Origin of the sequence: Spirosoma fluviale, from assembly GCF_900230225.1 — a bacterium.
GTDB classification, from domain to species: Bacteria; Bacteroidota; Bacteroidia; order Cytophagales; family Spirosomataceae; genus Spirosoma; species Spirosoma fluviale.
Window position 1 is genome coordinate 881,262 of record NZ_OCNH01000003.1, and the last position, 19,723, is coordinate 900,984.

Sequence of the window (19,723 nt, forward strand, 5' to 3'; positions counted from 1 at the left end):
TTACAACGCCTGTCCGGTATTTCGGGTCTGGTGGGGTAAAGACCACAGATATGAAATGGCTGTTTCTCCTTTTGTTGCTTGGTTCCTGTCGTCAGGATCAGGCCATTCCCAATCGGTGTGGGGTGAATGATCCCCTCACCGACTTACCCTGGCTACAGCAGGTGGCAAGCACTGGCGTCAAAGGCCTCGGGACAAGTATTGTGCAGGGCACCTACCAGAATCAAACCGTTTATGCTGTTTACAACTGCGGGCGTTGTTTCGCCGGACCGTATGTTACTATTTATCGTTGTGATGGCTCACGCATTTGCAGCAGTTCTCTTCTGGATACGTCATCGGGTGGATGCAGTCAAATCGCCCGGAATCTGAGTGATAAACAGACCTTGCTTGACGACTAGCCAGGTAATTTATTCTTCAAAAATTAACGCCCGTCGTAATGGCAAAGCCCTCGAACTTCACTGGCGTAGACCCAGTTTCGAACGCTGTTGGGAATAAGAAGTCACTCGCGTAGCGTTCGTAGCGTAGCGTGACGGGAATACTTACTTTCTGTATGTCGATGGTAACGCCAATACCCGCCAGCGCACTCACCGCCGACCGGGTTACCGGGGCCAGATTGCCACTGTAAAAGACCGGACAAGGGGCGACAATGCAGTAAACTATCTGTTGCTCTTTGTAGGTGCTGCTGGCAATATGGTTATAGCTTACGCCAGCCTCCAGAAACAGCAGTTTGCCGCTGGGCAGGACGTAATGCCGATAGACCACCGGAATTTTGACAGTAGACAGGCTGAAGATGGGTAATGACCAGTACGAGGCAGGTTTGACGTTCCGAACCTGCGTCCAGGACGGTTGCACGTGCAGCGAACCCAGGCGGGTTAACTGATAGCGGAGGTCGACACCGGTGATCAGATCACTATGCGGGTTGAAATGATCCGGGAATCGGGTCGTTATGCGGGGATAAGTGTAACTCAGTCCCGCAAATACACCAAACCCAAATCGGCTGGCTTTTGCGGTTGGGATCTCCTGCGCGTACAGGCTCGTCAATGTCAATCCGAAAACAAGCAGGGAGGTGAGTAGGCGCTTCATTGTCAGGTGCAGTCGATGGATAGTTGATATTTGTTCGTTAACGCTGGCAGTATACGTAAAGTTAAGTAGAAAGCTTGTTGGTTGCGGCTAAGTGTTCCGCTGGCCGAGCGCCAGACTAATCGTAAAGGTTGTCCCTGCTCCCTCCTGACTGTCGACGTCAATTACGCCCTTCTGCAACCGAACATACTCCTGACAGATAGCCAGTCCCAGACCCGTTCCGTTGATTTGGTGCGCGTTGCTGGCCCGGAAGAATTTACCAAATAAATAGGGTAGGTCTTTAGAGGGGATGCCAATCCCCTCGTCATGTACGGCAATAGTCACCGACTGCGTCGTGAAATGAAGCTGAACACGCGGGTTCGTACTCGAAAATTTAAACGCATTCGATAGCAGGTTTGAGAGTACATGACCCATTAGTTTTTTATCCACCTGAACCGAAACCGGCTGGCCCGTAACGGTCAGGTCTACCAACCGCCCATCCTCCCGGTTTCCAAACGAAAAGGTAATTATTTCGTTCGCGAGGGCCACCAGGTCGGCTGCTTTCAAGTCAACCTGAACTTTCCCTTCATCCAGTTTGCTGAGCATTAGTGTATCGGCAATGAGTTCTTCCAACGACATGATCTGATGGTAAATCCGGTCGGCCTGTTTCTTCACCAGGCTGCTACCTGAAGAGTTACTGTTCAGGCCAGTGTAGTATTGAATAAGATCGACGCTGGAAAGAATAGCGGTAAGGGGTGTTCGGAACTGATGGGAAGCTGTTGCAATAAATTGGGATTTTAACGCATTGAGCGCCCGTTCTTTTTCCAGTGACTCCTCCAGAAGCTGCTCTTTCTCAATGACGGAGGTAATATCGGTAGCCACCCCAACTCGGCGTACCGGCGTACCCTCTTCGTCCAGTATAGTAAACAGGCGGGTATTCATCCACCGAATGCTGCCGGTTGAGTCGATAATCCGAAATTTTAAGACCGTCATGGGTTCCAGGCTTTGAAAAGATTGCTCAGCCGCCGGTATGTCTTCTGCCACAATATGCCTTAACATAACCTCCGGGTCTTTTTCAAAATCCTTTACCGTCAGTCCGGTTAATGCTTCAAAGGTTGGGTTTAAGTAGAGTTCCCAGGGAGCTTTCAGGTTCCGTGACCAAAAGATCTCGTCGACATTTTCGGCGATTTCCCGGAATCGCTGTTCGCTTTCCCGCAGGGCCGCTTCGGCTTGTCTCTGCTCCGTAATATCCGTCAGCGTACCCGTTGTGCCGGTAATTTCACCGGCTTCATCGGTCGTTATCTGGGCGAAGACCAGTATCCAGCGATACCCGCCTGTTTTATGGATGTAACGAATCTCATGTCGGCAGTACGTTTTTTCACGGGTTATGAGCGGCTCGAACAGTTGTTGATTACGGGCACGATCTGCGGGCAGCACATAATTCAGGAAGAGTGTACCTATTGACTCCTGAATGCTGAAGCCGGTTATCTCCTCCCAGGCGGGGTTGAGGTAAATCCATAATCCCGCTGCGTCGGTCTGGAAAACGGCTTCTTTCAGGTTGTCGACCAGCAAACGGTACCGGCGTTCACTTACTTTGAGGGCATACTCTGCCTGGCGTTCACTTGTTTTATCCACAACGACACCAATCATCTCCCTGACCGTTCCACAGGGACTTTGATAGAGAAGTCCGTCAATTTGCAGGAAGTGGGTTGTTCGGGTAAACGGTAAATAGATACGCAAATTGAGGTTGAGCGTATCCTGTCCCTGCTTGATGGCCTGAATCGCCTGGCTTACATAGGGTAAATCGTCCTGGTGAACCAGGGGTATTGCTTCATCAAGATACTCAAAACAGTTTTTGGGTAGATTATAATAGGCATAAAACGGATCATCCAGCGTTATTTTGTCCGTGAGTAAATCCCATTCCCAAAGCCCCAGCTTTCCAGCCTTGAGGGCCAGTTTATTCCGCTGTTGAGCCTTGAGCAGCGTTTCTTCAATTGTTTTTAACGCGCTGATGTCGGTAACGACATTGATAAATCCCTGTACGGTATCCTGTTCATCGTACAGGAGACTAATCGTCGAGAGCACGGTCATCAGCTGCCCCGTTTTAGTCTGTATCAGATTTTCCCGACGTAAAAATTTATGTTTGGTAACGTAGGCCATCACGACCTCATCATCCGGCAAGGACGGATCGTCGATGAATGGCCTTAGCTGATCAATCTGCTGCTTATTGACCGTCGGCTGTCGTAACATGCTGGGTGTTCCTTTGTCCACCAGTTCGTCAGCGCTGTAGCCGGTTAGTGTTTCCAGGGCCGGATTGACCAGCTTGATAATGCCCTGTTTATCGGTGGCTATAATGCCCAGGCCGGCATGGGTAATAATGGCCTGCTGAATGGCCGACAGCTGGCGCACATCGGCCGTGCGATTGGCCACCCGTTGCTCCAGGGTTAGGTTTGTTTGCCGAAGATCCTCTTCGGTCTGTTTCTGGCGAGTGATGTCCTGTACCGTTAACAGGACGTCGTTGCCTACCCGTAACAGCGAAAAGTCACCCCAAGAGAGAACTGTCTTCAAGTCGGCCTGTAGCTGAAAGTATTGCGCTTCGCCCGTGGTGGCTACCTCAACCAGTTTAGTAAACATTCCATTGGCTGCTAAATCGGGAAACAGCTTCAGTACCGAATTTGTCAGCATCTCCTCCTGACTGAATCCGGTAATAAGGGCGTTGCGGGGGTTGCTGATCAGGTAATGGAAATCGGTAATGTGACCATCCTGGTATACAGGACGCAAGAGCGCTAGCCCAACCGGACTGGAATTGAAAACGGTCTGCAACAATTGGTTGCTTTCAAGCAGGGAATTTTTTTGCGTATCATCTTCCGGAAAAGTGGCTTGTCTCAGATTTAGAACAAGCCGCTTTGATAGCCGGATGATCGTTAGCGACACCCATCGTTTATGCGTCTTTTGGTAACAATGGCCCTGCCAGGGCATACCTGTTTGCAGAACGCCCTGTAGTTGAGGGGTTAATATGTTATAATCGATGAAAGACAATAAAGACTCAGTAATGGTCTCTGACAAGTTTTCCGGGGGGGCTAGTAGCTGGGCAAAGCGCCGGTTGCCCAGCAGATACTGAAACATAGTCGTTTTATCACGACGACTGCGAACAGGTTTAAGAATAGCGGCTCCTTCTATCGAACTATCAAACCAAAGCTGTATAAGTTTTTTCATAAATAGGCAAAGCCTGTAAGAAAGAGAAAGGATTCGGGAGGTTAGTTTGTGCAGATTGTGTGAGCAAGTTCTTGCTTAGTGATACTTCCAGACATTAGTTACCTTTTTCCTTACGACAAATTGACTACAGTGCTTTTTTGCACTTGGTAGTTTTGGTTTGATGAATAAATAACATAAACATGGATTTTGTATCACATAGCTAGACAAAGGTAAGTTAGTATTTACTAAAAAGTAAGTACTATCTGGTTGATTATGTACTATTTTTATTTTTAAGCGTACTAATATGTTATTTTTATGTTTAAAAGTTAAAAATCATAAATAAATTAATTTAACAAGTAGATATAGCTACACTAATTTTTAATTATTTCAAATGAAATTCTTTTTATATTTCTCTGATTGCCCGGCTATTCTCTTCCTATTCAAGCAGACTTGTTAGTGCTTATCAAACCGAATTAGGCAACGGCTATTCTTCGGTGCGCCTTTTATTTTCCTTACTTTTGGCTTCAGCCCGATTTTAAACCGTTTTCAACCACAAACCACGTTATGTCACTCCATTTGCCCCGCATCAGTGCCTTTGCCTTGCTGAGTGTCGGATTTATGGCCTTGTCTGCCAGCCATATGCCCCTTGACGATGTATTTACATCGCGCGTGTTCACCCCGGAAAATGGATTCACGTCGGGAGTCGAAGGCCCGGCTGTTGATAAGACCGGGATGCTCTACGCGGTCAATTTCGGGAAGCAGGGTACCATTGGGCAGGTAACACCAGACGGACAGGCGAGTGTGTTTGTCGAGTTGCCGGAAGGGAGCATTGGCAATGGGATTCGCTTTAACAAACGGGGCGACATGTTCATTGCCGATTACCCGAAACACAACATTTTGAAGGTGGCGATGGGCACAAAAAAGGTGAGCGTTTTTGCCAATGAGGCCCGCATGAACCAGCCCAACGATGTTGCCATCGACAGCCGGGATCGGCTCTACGCCAGCGACCCGAACTGGAAAGAAAACACCGGCAACATCTGGCGCATCGACACCGACGGAAAAGTGACACTGCTCGAAGCCAACATGGGTACCACCAATGGTATTGAGGTTAGTCCAGATAATAAAACGTTGTATGTCAACGAGTCGGCGCAACGGAAAGTGTGGGCGTATGATCTGTCGAAGGCGGGACAGGTTAGCAACAAACGGCTGCTGATCGAATTTCCTGACTTTGGTATGGATGGAATGCGCTGCGATGCGAAAGGCAACCTGTACATTGTTCGGTACGGCAAAGGCACTGTGGCGAAACTGTCGCCCGCCGGGAAACTGCTTCAGGAAATCAAGCTGATTGGTCAGAAACCCACCAACATCGCGTTTGGCGGCAAAGACGGTCGTACGGCCTACATAACCTTGCAGGACAAAGGCAACCTGGAAACATTCCGGGTCGATACGCCGGGACAGGAATGGGTGATGCGGCAGAAGTAGCCTACTTGAATGAGGTCAAAGGTGTCTGCAGACAACCAGTGTCGACCTTTATTAAACGATGAAGCTATTTAAATTTTTATCAAAAACGGTAGCTTTTAGGCGGTACTACAGCCAATCTGCTTTACAAAGCCATAAAACTTGCCAAAAGCCAGAATTGGTAAAAAACCATCTGGCTTTTGAGCGTTCCCAGTGCTTTGTAAAGCAGGTTGGCCACCGATTGGCGGTTGATTTCCATTAAAGCCGCAATCTGATCGTTTTCCAGTCCGTTATAAAACTTGAGAAAAACGACTTCCTGCTGGCGTTTGGGTAACGTATTGATCGCCTGGCGAACTTTATACTGGCTTTCCGAGTCAGCTTCTACCTGTTCAATCTGTGTCTCGACAGTCTGCCAATCAGATAGTTCATTCACTTCCAGACTGTTCAACGACGAACGGACGGGTTTACTCCGGCGAAACTCCTGCAATAACTGATTTCGTAAGGATTTAAAGAGGTAAATGGAGACGTACTGAATCGTGGTTGTCGTTCGTTTCTCCCAGATTCGAATAAAAATTTCCTGAATGGAATCTTTTATGAAGTCACGGTCATCCGTGAAGTTAGTTGCGTAAGCAAACAGGGAGCGGTATTGCCGTTCGGCCAACTGGCAAAAAGCTCCCTTGTCTCCGGCTTGTGCTTTATGCCAGAGTTCCAGTAAGTATTCGTTCTCTTCGATAATATGATGTCGCTGATCCAAAATACCCTGTTTTTTTATCAAAAGGTAAAATAACGGTAAAATTCAGGAAAACATAAATTATAAACGGACGAATCGCGAAGTCAGCAATCAATCATGCATTTTCTGATAGATTGTCGAAAGATAATTATGTAAACCTGGACCTTCACTCACCTCGCCAGCGTAAAGCCACGAACCGATTGGCCCGATGCACCCACCAGTAAATCAGTACGCCCGGCAACGTTCACCGTTGCAAAATCACGTACATCGCCATCCCAGACCAAGCCCGATGCAGCCATTGGCACATAAGCAAAATGCCCTTTGCCCTGATTCAAAAACAACTGCCCCCGGTTGGCGTCGTCCTTGCCCAACCGAACCCGGTTGTACTCGCGGTTGCCACCAACCAGCAAATCCGGTAAGCCATCGTGATTGACATCCACGGCTGCCAGTGCATAGACCGGAGCCATCTGCGCTTCGATGGGGAGCGGTTGCCAGGTAAACGAAGGGGTTTTACCGCCACCATTCATAAAGACACCGCTCTGCAAGCTGGCCGCTTCGAGTTTTTGCGCTCGTTTCAGTTCATCCGGCTCAAACAAATCGGCGATGGTGGCCTTCGAATAACTTGTGTAATCGGTGAATTTCCGGCGTAAACTCACCACCTGATCGAGTATTTCATCCCGGGCGTTGAACGGGTACAGTTGTTTATCGGCTGGATTATTACGGTCGTAACCCGCCAAAACCGGCAGCAAGGACCCCGCTGTGTTTTTGATGCTATAAAGCGTCAAGGGCCGGTCGGCTGTGGCCTGTAGCTGGCTATTGAGTCCGGCGTTGGCCGCGATAATATCTGGCTTGCCATCGTTGTTGAGGTCTTGCACCAGCAGCCGATTCCAGCAACCCGTTGTTGAGGGTAACAGATTTTTGAGCGGCAACAATTTTCCTCCCTGGCAGGAAAATGCCTGCACCGGTCCAAAGTCGGTAGCCACAATCAATTCGGGCTGGCCTCCATCGGGAACCAGGTCCACAAAGGCGGCATCGGTAACCATACCCAGTTGCGCCAGAATGGGACTCGGTTTGTCGGTAAAGTGGCCTTTGCCATCATTGAGCAGTAAGTGGCTAACGGGCGTTTCGGGGTAGCGGCCCGGCACCACCCGCGCCCCAACGAACAGGTCACGGTCACCGTCGCCATCTACATCCGCCGAGCGAACGCAGGACGCACTCACCCGCACATTCGGGAAATTCGTTTTGGTCAGGTGACCTTTGCCGTCGTTCAGGTATAGCCGAACCTGTAGGCGGGGATCATCGGCGGCTAGTTCATAACCCGCGCTGCTAACCACCAAATCGAGGTCTTTGTCGCCATCTACATCGAGCCAGTCCGCTCCGGCATCGGCACAGGCGCGGTCGGTGAGTAGCGCCGGTTGGGGCATGGGCGAAAATCCACTTGTGCCCGAAAGGAACAATTGGCCGCCCTGCCCGCGACCACCGCCCGCAAATAGGTCGTCGCGACCATCGCCATTCGCATCACCAACGGCAAAACACGGGCCAGTGGGCGAGAGCATATAAGGTAGCAACGGCTGAATCTTAAAGTCATTGGCGACTTCCTGCTGGTGCGTCCAGGGCAGTCCATCGGTGGCTTGCCAATAGGGTTTGGGCGGAATAGATTGCGGACGTTCGGGGGTTGGCGCGTACGTGATCGTTACGAAACCCGCACCCGGTTGGCCCGTCTGTTTCAGGTTTGTGAACTGGGTTTTTCCATCGGCCCAACGAATCAGGATAGAGTCAGCCGCCGTGGCCTTTCCCAGCCCAAAGAGCAGCGGGCCGTACATGGCCGACTGAAAGCCCCGCACGGGCATGAACTCCTGCACCTGCATACGACCACCCGCCCAGAGCGTGGCCCGAGTACCCATTAACTGCGCCGGGTTTGGGCTTTTCAACTGAAGGCTCAGGTAATGGTTCGATTCTTTTTCATTCGTAAGGTTCTCGTAAATACCCGCTTCGGCGTTCACGTTGTTGATGACCAGGTCGAGGTCGCCGTCGTTATCCAGATCGGCATAAACCGCCCCGTTCGATTGCGTTGGCTCGTCCAGACCCCAGGTTTTGGTTTCGTTCGCAAACGTCAATTGACCGGCCGGAACCCCGGACTGCGGATCGCCAGCCTGATTTCGGTAGACGAAGTTGGGTTCGTTGATGGTCGGCATTTTCGCGATTACGGCCATCGGGTCCAGTGAGGTTGCTAGCTTGCCGGTTTGGCGGGCTTTCAACTGCTCATCCATCGTGAACTTCAAAAACTCCATGTTCGTGTAATCGCGGGCGTAGCCGTTGGTTATGAACAGGTCCTTCCAGCCATCGTTATCGAAATCGGCAAACAGACCCGCCCAACTCCAGTCTGTATTGGAAATGCCTGCCAACTGCCCGATTTCGCTGAAAAGGGGGGTAGGGGCAGGGGGCATAGGGCTTGGGGCATAGGGCAGAGGGGTAGGGGAATTAACTCCCAATCGCTCATTTGCCTTTGTCAACCCTTTGCCCCCTGCCCTCTGCCCTCTGCCCTCTGCCCTCCGCCCTCCGCCCTCTGCTCCCACGTTCAACTGGAGCATGTTGCGCATGGTTTGGTGGTGGAAACCCGACCGGAGCAGCTGCGTGTATTTGTCGTAGTTATCGTCGCCGGAGGTTAGTTTGATGCGCTCGTTGCGTTCGGGGAGCATGTCGAGTGTGAGCAGGTCCATCCGCCCATCGTTGTTTACATCGGCGGCATCGGAGCCCATGGAGTACAGTGATGTATGGCCCATGGCATCCCGTACGACTTCGTTGAACCGGCCGTTTTGCTGGTTGATGTAGAGATAATCGTTTTCGTTGTAGTCGTTCGAGACGTAGAAATCGAGCCAGCCGTCGTTGTTGAAATCGGTTACGGCCACGGCCAGCCCGAAGCTCAGCACATTGGATACCATACCCGCCGAAGCCGACACATCCACAAATTTTCCGTTCTGATTCTGGTAAAGTTTACTGGAGTAATTGGAGTTGGCCTGTTGCTTGAAATCGCTGATCATGCGGCTGAACCCCGCAAACTCCTGCACCGAGTGGTTGAGGAGAAAGCAGTCCAGATCGCCATCCCGATCGTAGTCGAAGAAGGCGGCCTGAGTTGAATACGCCGGGTCGTCGAGACCATAGTCGGCGGCTTTCTCGGTAAAGGTCAAATCTTTGTTGTTGATAAAGAGTAGATTACGGCGTAGTCGAACATCCGAAGCGGCCGAGCGGCATACGTAAATGTCGAGCCAGCCATCGGCATTGATGTCCACAACGGAAACGCCGGTGTTCCAGCCATCGGCAGCGGCTACTCCGGCTTTTTCGGTGATGTCGTCGAAGGTGAATTTGCCTTTGTTCAGGTACAGTTTATTGGCTTTCAGATTGCCGGTGAAGTACAGATCGACTAATCCGTCATTATTAAAATCGGCAGCGGCAACGCCCCCGCCATTGTAAAAATACCCGTATTTGAGCACGTTAAACTCCGGCGATTCACTGAGCGTGTTGGCAAAGGTTATATTGGTTTGAGACGATGTGTGTTTCTCAAACAGCGTGTCTTTTTTGGTACAGGCTACGGCAAAAAAAAGCAGAGAGCAATACAGGAACCGGTTCATGGACATGAATTTAAACACAGAAATACAAAGAATAACCTGAAATCGACAGCGAACAGTTGTTTGTCTTTTCAGGCTACTCTTTGTATTCCGGTTGCGACCCGCTAGTGCGGTTCAGGAAAATCTATTTGTTCTTATCCCACCAAAGTGGCGTACTAACTTTGTCGGCTCCACCCAACAGACTTTCGGCTGCGTTCACCGCTTCGAGGTTCGTGTTTCGCTCCAACAGCAGGAACGGAATCCGGCGAGGGCGCTGGCCAGTCGGCAAATCAGCATTCTCGTTGTTGGCAACCGGGTACAGCGTCGGGTACTTTGTCCGGCGAAACTCAGACCACGCTTCGATACCGTCGGGATACAGGGCCAGCCATTTCTGCGTACCAACCTGTTCGCGCTGCATATCCGGCGTAGTGGCCCACTTGATGGGGGTTTTGGACATGGCCGGTGACTGAAGGCCATCGCCCGGCGCAATGGGTGTTTTGTCTGAACCAACATAAGCTGCGATAGCCGCAGCGTCCGTAATACCCCACTGGTTCATGGAAGCCGCGATGCCTTTCTCGTAAAAATCTTTGGCCGTTCCGTTCATGCTCCAGCCGTTAAGGGCACCCTCTGCCCGCAGGAAGTAGGCTTCGGCGGTGTGCATAATGTTCTGCGGAGTGGAGCCAATGGAGGTCCAGGCCGCACCGCCACCCGATACCCAGCGTTTGCCAACGTTCGAGGTGGCATCGTTGGAGTTGAGCGGATCACCCAGCTGAGCCGGGGTCAGACCATTCCGTAAGCCTTCGACCGTACCGGCCGCCGTAGGCTGGAAGAACACCGTAGCCCGGGGGTCCTGGTAGCCCTTCAGTACCGATTCCATCGACGCACTCATTCTGAATTCATTCCAGACCGCAATACGCGACAGACCGTTGAAATCGTTGGCCGGTTCGCTTTTTACCATCAGCGCATCGTCGGCTACAACTTCCATAACGCCACCGGCTACAGCCGCTTCGGCCTGGGCTTTTGCCACAGCAGGACTAACCGCCGATACCCGCAGGGCTAACCGAAGCCGCAGGGTGTTGGCAAACTTGATCCACTTGTTCACATCACCGGCATACAGCAAATCGAACGTTCCGAAAGGTTTTTCGGCCGTTTTGCCTTTCAGTACCGTCGTAGCTGCGTCGAGTTTCTTGAAGAAATCTTCGTAGATTTTATCCTGTGCGTCGTATTTCACCGAACGGGCGGGCTTACCCGCATCGAAGTACGGAATCGGTCCGTAATAGTCGGTCAGGCGGTGAAAGCTGTATACCCACCAGATATCCGTCAGCGCACGCTCGGCGGTACCGGTCGCATAACCGGCTTCCAGCGACCGTAACTGAGGCACAGTTTGGGTATAAATGGATGTCCAGCCACCCTGTAGCCAGTCGAAACGGATTACGTTCCGGTCAGATGGAAAATACGTAGCCGACGTAGCAAAATACTGGCTGTATAAATCGGCGAACAGATTTTGAGCAATCTGATAGGTACCACCTGCATACGACGAGGCCGACTGGGCTTTCGAAAATAAGTAGGGTAGCTCAGCGCTGGTCAGCGTAACGAGTTTGGTCTTGTCGGTATTTATTTCCTCGAACTTTTCCGTACAGGCCGTCAGACCAACCATCGACGCCAGGGTCAGGCTGCCTAAGAATGTATATTTTAGTCTTTTATTCATGGTTGATGTTATTAGAACGATAGTTGTAGATTAACACCTACTGAGCGCGAGGCTGGTACGTTACCATACTCGACACCCTGGAAATTACCCGCTCCCAGGCTGATATCGGGATCGAAAGACAGCTGGCGTGTTGGCACACCGGGCAGATCAAGAATAGCCTTGCCACGGTAGAGGAAGAACAGGTTCCGGGCAACGGCCGTCAGACGAGCCCGTTTCACGAAGAAATTGCCCGGCAGGTTGAAGTTATAACCCAGCGTTAACTCACGCATCCGAACGTTGGTGGCATCGTAGGTAAAGAACTCACCCCACGAATACCGGCCACCCGATACCGTTGTCCAGAACGTTTCGGCGTTGATGGCTTTGGTATTGGTTTCGCCGGCGGCCGTAACACCCGGCAGCACCCAGCCACCTTCGCGGAAAGCGGTTGTGTAGGCCGCGTTGCCATCGAAGGCCAGGTTAGCCTCGGAACCCGACGTGATTACACCGCCAAACCGACCGTCGAAGAGCACCCCGAGTGTGAAGCCTTTGTACGAGAACGAGTTCTGGAAGCCCATCATGAACTTTGGGTTGAAGTTACCCACGGCAACCTGCCCTGTGGTAACAACCGGCTTGCCATTGGCATCGACAATATACCGGCCCTGTGCATCCGTCGACCAGCGTTGGGTTTCAATATCGCCATACGAGCCGCCTTCAGCAACGACCGGCGATGATGTACGGCCAAAACCACCCGCCAGAGCCGCTTTTTTAATGTCGGGGTGCAGGCTGATGATTTTGTTCACGTTCCGCGAGAAGTTCAGGGTCATGTCCCAGGTCAGGGCACGTCCGGAAAGGATCTTACCCGTCAGCGCCATTTCGATTCCGTGGTTTTCGATGTTACCCGAGTTGACGTACTGGGCCGAGAAACCCGATGCCGGTGCCAGCCCTAAGGTAAGCAGCTGGTTGATCGTGTTGGTTTTGTAGTACGTCAGGTCGATGCCGAAGCGATTCTGGACAAAACGCCAGTCAAGACCCAATTCGAGCGAGTTGGTCAACTCAGGCTTCAGATCAGGAATAGCCTGGGTGGCATCGCGCTGGATAAATCCGTTGGTGCCGCCCTGCGCGAATGAATAGGTTTGCTGAAGCAGGTAAGGCGAGGCATCGTTACCAACCCGGGTGTAAGCCGCCCGAACTTTGGCAAAGCTAATCACGTCGGGCAGTTTCATCATATCCGACAGGATGGCCGTTACGCCAACCGATGGATAAAAGTAGGAATGCGGGGCGGGTAGCGTGCTCGACCAGTCATTACGGGCCGTAAGGTCCAGAATCAGGTAGTCGCGCAACGAGAAAGTCGCACTCGCAAAGGCGCCGTTAACCTGCCGTTGCGACAGGCCCGAAATGGGCTGTAAGGCACGGGCAAAGCCGAGGTCAAATTTATTCGGGATCTGCAAGCCGTTGGCGGTAGCACCAATGGTTTGGTTGAACCGCTTCGATAACTGAGCGCCCACGGTATAGTTCACCTTAATGTCTTTGGTGATCTGGTTGTTACCCTGCGCAAAGAGGTCGATGTTCTGTTCGAGGTTTTCGGTATCGAAGGCCGAATACGTACCGCCATTACCCGCAAAAAGCAATGTCCGGTTGTAGAAACTCCGCAGGTTACGGTCGAAATACTTATCCACGCTGATGCGGCCCGTCAGTGTCAGCCAGTCGGTCAGTTTGTAATTGGCCTGACCGAGGAGGGTGATCCGATTACGCTTCTCGCTGTTGATGGTCCGGTTGATGGTCCAGTAGGGATTCATGTAAATCGACGACGAGGTCCAGTACGTTGGCACACCATCGGTGGTTTCGTAGGTCTTGATGGATTCGAGGTCGACGCTGCGGGGAATCTTGTAGATGTTCATCACGATACCGCTCTCTTCACCTACCTTGATTTTGTTACCAATGTCCTGCAACACGTAGGTAATCTTTCCTTCGGTCGAGAACCGCTTGCTGATCTGGTTGCTTACCCGAAGGTTAAAGGTATGCCGGGTCAGGTTGTTGTTAGGAATGAGTCCCTGGTTGTAGTTGTGGGTATAGGAGAAATAGGTCTGCATTTTTTCGGTACCGCCCGATACCCCGATGGAGTTATTGGTCGATACGCCATTGCGGAAAAAATCACGCACGTTATTCGGGTAGGTCTTTCCGGCCGCGCCCCAGCTGCCACTGGCCGTAGTATTCGATTTGCCACCGGCACCCTGGGTGTACGTATTTTGGAATTCGGGCAGCAGCATCGGTGATTCACTTACCACGCCCGAGTTTACGTCTACTGATATCCGTCCCGCCTTACCGCGCTTGGTCGTAATGATCATTACGCCGTTGGCAGCCCGCGAGCCGTACAATACCGAACCGGCTGCACCTTTCAGCACGTTGACGCTCTCGATATCATCCGGGTTGATATTAGCCGCTCCATCAGAGCCATTGTATCCCCCGAAATCGGAGCTTACCTGACCACCGTTCGAGTTGTCGAAAACCACGCCATCGACCACAATCAGGGCGTTGTTGGTGCCGTTAAGCGAGCGGTTGCCGCGCAGTGTAACCCGGGCGGCACTACCTACGCCACCCGCGCCCTGCACCACCTGCAAACCGGCAATTTTACCGGACAGCGTATTAACGAAGTTCGCATCGCGGACCTGCGTCAGTTTAGCGCCGTCAATCTGCTGGGCTGCGTAAGTGAGCGTTTTGGCACTCTTCTCAATACCCAGCGCCGTTACCACCACTTCGTTCAGTAGCCGGTCATCGGTTACGAGTTGTATAGTTACCTGACTGGTTCCGGCACTGAAAGTTGACTCCTGCGAGGTAAACCCGATAGACGAGAAAACAAGTGTGCCACTTCCCGAAACACCAAGCCGGAATGTACCATCGGCCGCTGTTGTCGTACCGCGTGTAGAGCCCTTTAGCTGGACGTTCACGCCGGGCAGGCCCTGCCCTCGGTCGTCGCGAACAGTGCCGGAAAGCTGCCGGTCCTGAGCCCAAAGCGGCCCGGCGGCAACAAGCACCATCATAATACAATAAAGTATGTGTTTAAGCATAGTAAGTAGTAAAAAATTAAGTTAAAATACTTAGCAAATGACGATTTACATCGACTAGCAAAATGCACATTTTTTGCCCATAATATTCAGTTACACAAAAATATATATGCCTTATTTCTGTTTGGCAATTATTGTATTAAGCTAAGGCTTGTTACTGGCAAATGACTTATAGAGTAAAATAGGGAGTAATGATACCCAATTTAACTAAGTACCTGACTATAGCTGGAGACACCTTCGAAAGGGTATGTCTACTGCCTGTTTTGCTTTCCTGAACACCAAACTTCCCGCTTATTAAAAGACTCGTCAGTCTACGCATTTTTGTCAATGAGAACAGCCATCTTCTTCGTCTTACTGAGTTGCCTCAACACCAGTCTTATCCTTGCCCAAACACCGGTCGAATACGTCTGGTGGAACCCTGCTAAAACCGAGGTTTCGACCATTGAGGGACAGGGCTGGACGGGGAAAGACCTGCAAAACCACTACGACCGGCTACCCGCCGTGGCAGAGAAGAGTGTTCGGAAAGAGGTCTGGAATCTGTCGCGCAACTCAGCCGGGCTCATGATCCGGTTCCGGGCCAGTACGGATCAGGTCGTTGTCCGGTATGTGGTGAGCGGGAAGCAAGCCCTGCCGCACATGCCCGCTACGGGCGTTAGTGGGGTAGATTTATACGCCGGAAACAGTGACGGCGACTGGTTATGGGCTGGGGGTAAGTACACCTTTGGCGACACGATCCAGTACCGATTCGCCAATCTGGAACCCAATGATTCCTACAAGCGGGGGCGCGAGTACCGGTTGTTTTTGCCCTTGTACAATTCCGTTCAGTGGCTCGAAATCGGCGTTCCCAAAGGCGTAACGCTGACGCCACTGCCTGTTCGGCCCGAAAAACCCGTGGTCATTTACGGCACGTCCATTGCGCAGGGCGCCTGTGCATCGCGGCCCGGCATGGCGTGGACATCCATCCTGGGCCGTAAGCTGGACCGGCCGGTAATCAACCTGGGATTCTCGGGCAATGGCCGACTTGAAAAAGAAGTCGTTGAACTTGTGCAGCAGGTCGATGCCAGCGTATACGTGCTGGATTGCCTGCCGAACCTGATCTCCACTGTGGGTATCAAACCTGAGGAAATTAAAAACCGGATTCTGGAATCGGTGAAAACGCTGCGGCAAAAACGCCCGTCTACGCCTGTCTTACTGGTCGATCATGCAGGCTATACCGATGGCGACATTAGCCCCATTCGGCAACAATATTACACTGAAGCCAACGGACTGATGCGGCAGGCGTTTACGCAGTTGAAGGCCGAGGGCTTGAATGGAATTTACCTCCTGCCCAAGTCGGCGATCAACCTGGACATGGACGCGATGGTGGACGGTACGCACCCGACGGATCTGGGGATGCAGCAATACGCCGATGCGTACGAAAAAAGCCTCCGACTTATATTAAACGAACCCGTAGGCGACCTGTCGACTATGAAGCCCCGCACCCAATACCGCGATGGGTCGTTCGATTGGGAGATACGCCACCGCGAGGTGCTGGCCCGTTTGAAGGCCAGGCCGCCCCGGATCGTGTTCATGGGCAATTCCATTACGCATTTCTGGGGTGGCGAGCCCAAAGCGTCCCGCGTGAACGGGGCCGATTCCTGGAATAGTGTGCTGGAACCGCTGGGGACGCAGAATCTGGGCTACGGCTGGGATCGGGTCGAGAACGTACTCTGGCGCGTTTACCACGGCGAACTGGACGGCTACAAAGCCGATCAGGTGGTGTTGATGATCGGTACCAACAACCTCCAGCTAAACACCGACGCCGAAATCGTGGCCGGACTCAAGTTTCTGATTCAGGCCATCAAGTCCCGCCAGCCGGGTGCCGAGGTGCTCATGGTGGGCATCTTTCCCCGCCGAAACGGAGAGCCCCGCGTAGCTACCATCAACGAAGCCATTGCCCGCATGACGGGCGAGATCAATGTTTCCTTTGCCCAGCCGGGTTCTGTTTTCCTGCAACCCGACGGTAAAATTGACGAGTCGTTGTTTTCGGACGGCCTACACCCTAATGCGGAAGGTTATCGAAGGCTGGTTGGGGCACTGAAGCCGTATTTGAAGAAGAAATAGTATCCAGGTTCGCTTGCGTCAGTGAATACTGACTCCATAAAAAGGCACAAGCCTATGCTCGCGCCAGCACGACATTTGATCAGCTTCATCAAAAATGAGAAAATCAATTAAAATAGGACAAAAAGTATTTAAGTTCAAGAAAGATGCACTCGCTTACTACAAAGCGATTCTTAACTCTTACAACTTCGGCGAGTCGCTAAATGACTCTGATTATGAAGCTATTGTTGATCTTCTATCTTACGATTATTTTAACTCTCTTGCAGCGGACGAAGCCTCAGAGGAAGAGAATAGGGAGCTACTGGAAATGGATGAAAACAACGCAGACGAAAATCAGGAAAGCATCTCAATAATAGATGTTCAAGTAGCACGAGTTCAATTCAATACAAAGTGCTTTGAGGTCTTTTTTAACGACGATACGAGTGAATACATATCGTATATAATACTGATTAACAACAAAAAATATGATCCCGAAAAGCTATTTTATACAGCTTGCAGAAATTCTGTTCATCTCGATATTCATTTAGTAAAACAAGGCTATTTTGATAGCTATTCTGTCAAAGGGCAAGTCAAATGCCAAGAAACAGGTATTCTCTCTAAATGGACTGAATTAGTTGTTGATCACAGACAACCCAACACTTTTTCTATAATCGTCGACCGTTTCAAAGAGGTTAAAAATACTGATTTAGAGACAATTGAATATGCCTCGAACGACCAAAATCAAATTATTTTTAAAGACGACAATCTAACTCAAAGCTTTAAAGCCTATCACAAAAGCAAAGCCAACTTACGGGTGGTCAGAAAAGAATGTAATTCAAGTAGAATAGCGATGGCAAGAGTCAAAAAGACAGCCAAGGATTTGACAATCAAATAAAGATTTGCTCGAATAAGTCTCCCTACTGAACTTTCTTCTCCACGACTTTAGGTATTATTACGTCCACCATCTTTCCAATGGGTTTGCCGTTGCGGTAAGCAATCACTTTTATACGCTCGGCTCCTTTAGGCATTTGGAAGGGTTGGGTATATAAGGGAAAATGATCGTCGGGAACGGTGTTGTCTACCGAATAATAAAGGTATGTATCGGGAAGTTCATGGCCCAGTGTGACTTCCATCATGCCCATCGGGTGCTTTTTCAGCGTGACGATGGGGTTGTAGACGCTAAGTGCGTAATTCACTTCCTGGGTGTCGAACCGCTTGAAATGAGCTTCTACCCGTTTCATAAAATCCGGCCAGTTGCGCTGGTTTTTTGGCGACCAGAGTACTTCGGCAATAGCAAAGGCCCGTGGCCAGGTCATGTATTCGGCATGGCGGTTGTTGGGTACGGATTCCGTCCAGAGGTTGCCTTGTCCACCCAGAATTAAGTCGGCCCGGACGCTGTCGGGAACGGGCTCGAAGGAATAGGACGTGCTTAGCCGGGCCATGCTGTAGGTACTGGGTTCGGCAGAGGGTTCGCCCTGGTAGAGGTCGAGGTAACAGAACTGGGCGGGCGTCATAATGACCGGATGCCCTTGTTTGGCGGCTTCAATCCCGCCTTTCATGCCCCGCCAGCTCATGACTGTCGCATTAGGAGCCAAACCGCCTTCCAGAATTTCATCCCAGCCGATGAGTTTTTTGCCCTTCGACTGCACGATTTTCTCCACGCGCCGGATGAAATAGCTTTGCAGTTCCTCCACGGTTTTGAGGTTATTGACCGTCATGGTTGTCTTGCACTCTTCGCAGGTAGCCCAAAACCCTTTATAGGCTTCGTCGCCCCCAATGTGGATGTAAGGTCCCGGAAATAACTTGGCAACTTCGGTGAGTACCTTGTCGATAAACAGGTATGTACCGTAGCTGCACGGATTCAGGGTATTGTCTTCTAGTTTATAGAACTTACCATTGGTCGGCACCAGCACCTGTTTTTTGCCGCAGGTCAGGCCCGGATAGGCCGCAATAGCCGCCATCATGTGGCCGGGCATGTCGATTTCCGGTACAATGGTAATGTTACGCTGTTGGGCATATTGAACGACTTCCCGAATATCGTCCTGGGTATAAAAACCACCGTACGACGGCACTTCGCCCGCCTGAGGACTTTCAATTTCGTTCCAGCTTCCCGTTCGCGGCACGCGCCAGGCTCCAACTTCGGTCAGTTTAGGCAGGCTGTTAATCTGAATCCGCCAGCCCTGATCGTCGGTCAGGTGCCAGTGGAACACGTTGAATTTATACTGCGCCATCTGGTCGATATACCGCTTCACAAACGCTTTATCAAAGAAATGGCGGCTCACGTCCAGCATCAGCCCCCGCCAGCCGAACCGGGGCTGGTCGCGGATGTGCAGAGCCGGTACCGACTGCCCCCGAAACGTTTTGGCAACGGGCATCAACTGCCGCATGGTTTGCAGACCGTAGAACAGCCCGGCGGCCTGGGGTGCCGTCAGCGTAATGCCAGCGTGGGTAACTACCAGATCATAGCCTTCCGGCCCGACACCCGCAATGGGAGCCAGCCGAACCGTAATGGCTTTGGTCAGTTTGGGTGCATCGGATGTGGGAATGCCAGGGAGATTGTCGATCACCATCCGACGGATATCCGCCACGGGCGTCAGAATGGCCAATCGGGTTTGGGCGGTGATGACAAACGTACCTTTGCCGGGTTCGAGCGTTTGGGGAGCTGGAATCAGCGCCGGAATCGGCATCTGGGCCGAAGCGGTGAGGGTAATCAGAAGCAACGTGATTAATTTGTACATTCAGTTTAGGCGGTGTTACGGTCGTTAGATGAATGAAAGGACGGAAGGTTTAGGCAGATGGAATGAGGGAGCCGGGTCTTAAAACGGCTTCCAAGGTCTGTGTCCCCACAGAC

The 19,723-nt window shown here is 51.4% G+C and carries 11 protein-coding genes; 4 read left to right on the forward strand and 7 right to left on the reverse strand.

Going from position 1 to position 19,723, the window contains the following annotated elements:
* The first annotated feature begins 50 nt into the window (after positions 1–50).
* On the forward strand, positions 51–395 hold the full coding sequence (locus CRO74_RS19700; protein WP_097128120.1) for a hypothetical protein: 345 nt from the start codon (positions 51–53) through the stop codon (positions 393–395).
* A 16-nt stretch (positions 396–411) separates the two neighbouring features.
* Here CRO74_RS19700 and CRO74_RS19705 read toward each other — a convergent pair whose 3' ends face one another.
* Entirely contained in the window at positions 412–1,080 is a 669-nt protein-coding gene (locus tag CRO74_RS19705) for a hypothetical protein (RefSeq protein WP_097128122.1), read from the reverse strand.
* Positions 1,081–1,167: 87 nt separating this feature from the next.
* Entirely contained in the window at positions 1,168–4,272 is a 3,105-nt protein-coding gene (locus CRO74_RS19710) for a sensor histidine kinase (RefSeq protein WP_097128123.1), read from the reverse strand.
* Between the two features lie 543 nt (positions 4,273–4,815).
* Between CRO74_RS19710 and CRO74_RS19715 the strand changes: the two genes are divergently transcribed.
* On the forward strand, positions 4,816–5,733 hold the full coding sequence (locus CRO74_RS19715) for an SMP-30/gluconolactonase/LRE family protein (protein ID WP_218840231.1): 918 nt from the start codon (positions 4,816–4,818) through the stop codon (positions 5,731–5,733).
* A 121-nt stretch (positions 5,734–5,854) separates the two neighbouring features.
* Here CRO74_RS19715 and CRO74_RS19720 read toward each other — a convergent pair whose 3' ends face one another.
* The 4 genes from CRO74_RS19720 to CRO74_RS19735 form a co-directional block, all read right to left on the reverse strand.
* Entirely contained in the window at positions 5,855–6,463 is a 609-nt protein-coding gene (locus CRO74_RS19720) for an RNA polymerase sigma factor (protein WP_097128701.1), read from the reverse strand.
* Positions 6,464–6,609: 146 nt separating this feature from the next.
* A complete protein-coding gene (locus tag CRO74_RS19725) occupies positions 6,610–10,068 on the reverse strand; it encodes a VCBS repeat-containing protein (RefSeq protein ID WP_097128125.1) in 3,459 nt (1,152 codons plus the stop codon).
* 121 nt (positions 10,069–10,189) lie between these two features.
* The gene (locus CRO74_RS19730; protein WP_097128127.1) at positions 10,190–11,752 is read right to left on the reverse strand and encodes a SusD/RagB family nutrient-binding outer membrane lipoprotein; all 1,563 of its coding nucleotides are present in this window, start codon (positions 11,750–11,752) and stop codon (positions 10,190–10,192) included.
* A gap of 11 nt (positions 11,753–11,763) precedes the next feature.
* Positions 11,764–14,796 (reverse strand): SusC/RagA family TonB-linked outer membrane protein, encoded by a 3,033-nt coding sequence (locus CRO74_RS19735; RefSeq protein WP_097128129.1) that lies wholly within the window; start codon positions 14,794–14,796, stop codon positions 11,764–11,766.
* A 324-nt stretch (positions 14,797–15,120) separates the two neighbouring features.
* Here CRO74_RS19735 and CRO74_RS19740 point away from each other — a divergent pair, with 324 nt between their 5' ends.
* Together CRO74_RS19740 and CRO74_RS19745 are read left to right on the forward strand one after the other, a co-directional pair.
* On the forward strand, positions 15,121–16,896 hold the full coding sequence (locus tag CRO74_RS19740) for an SGNH/GDSL hydrolase family protein (protein WP_097128130.1): 1,776 nt from the start codon (positions 15,121–15,123) through the stop codon (positions 16,894–16,896).
* 94 nt (positions 16,897–16,990) lie between these two features.
* Entirely contained in the window at positions 16,991–17,767 is a 777-nt protein-coding gene (locus CRO74_RS19745) for a DUF3223 domain-containing protein (RefSeq protein ID WP_097128132.1), read from the forward strand.
* 22 nt (positions 17,768–17,789) lie between these two features.
* Here CRO74_RS19745 and CRO74_RS19750 read toward each other — a convergent pair whose 3' ends face one another.
* A complete protein-coding gene (locus CRO74_RS19750) occupies positions 17,790–19,610 on the reverse strand; it encodes a beta-N-acetylhexosaminidase (protein WP_097128134.1) in 1,821 nt (606 codons plus the stop codon).
* Positions 19,611–19,723: the final 113 nt, after the last annotated feature.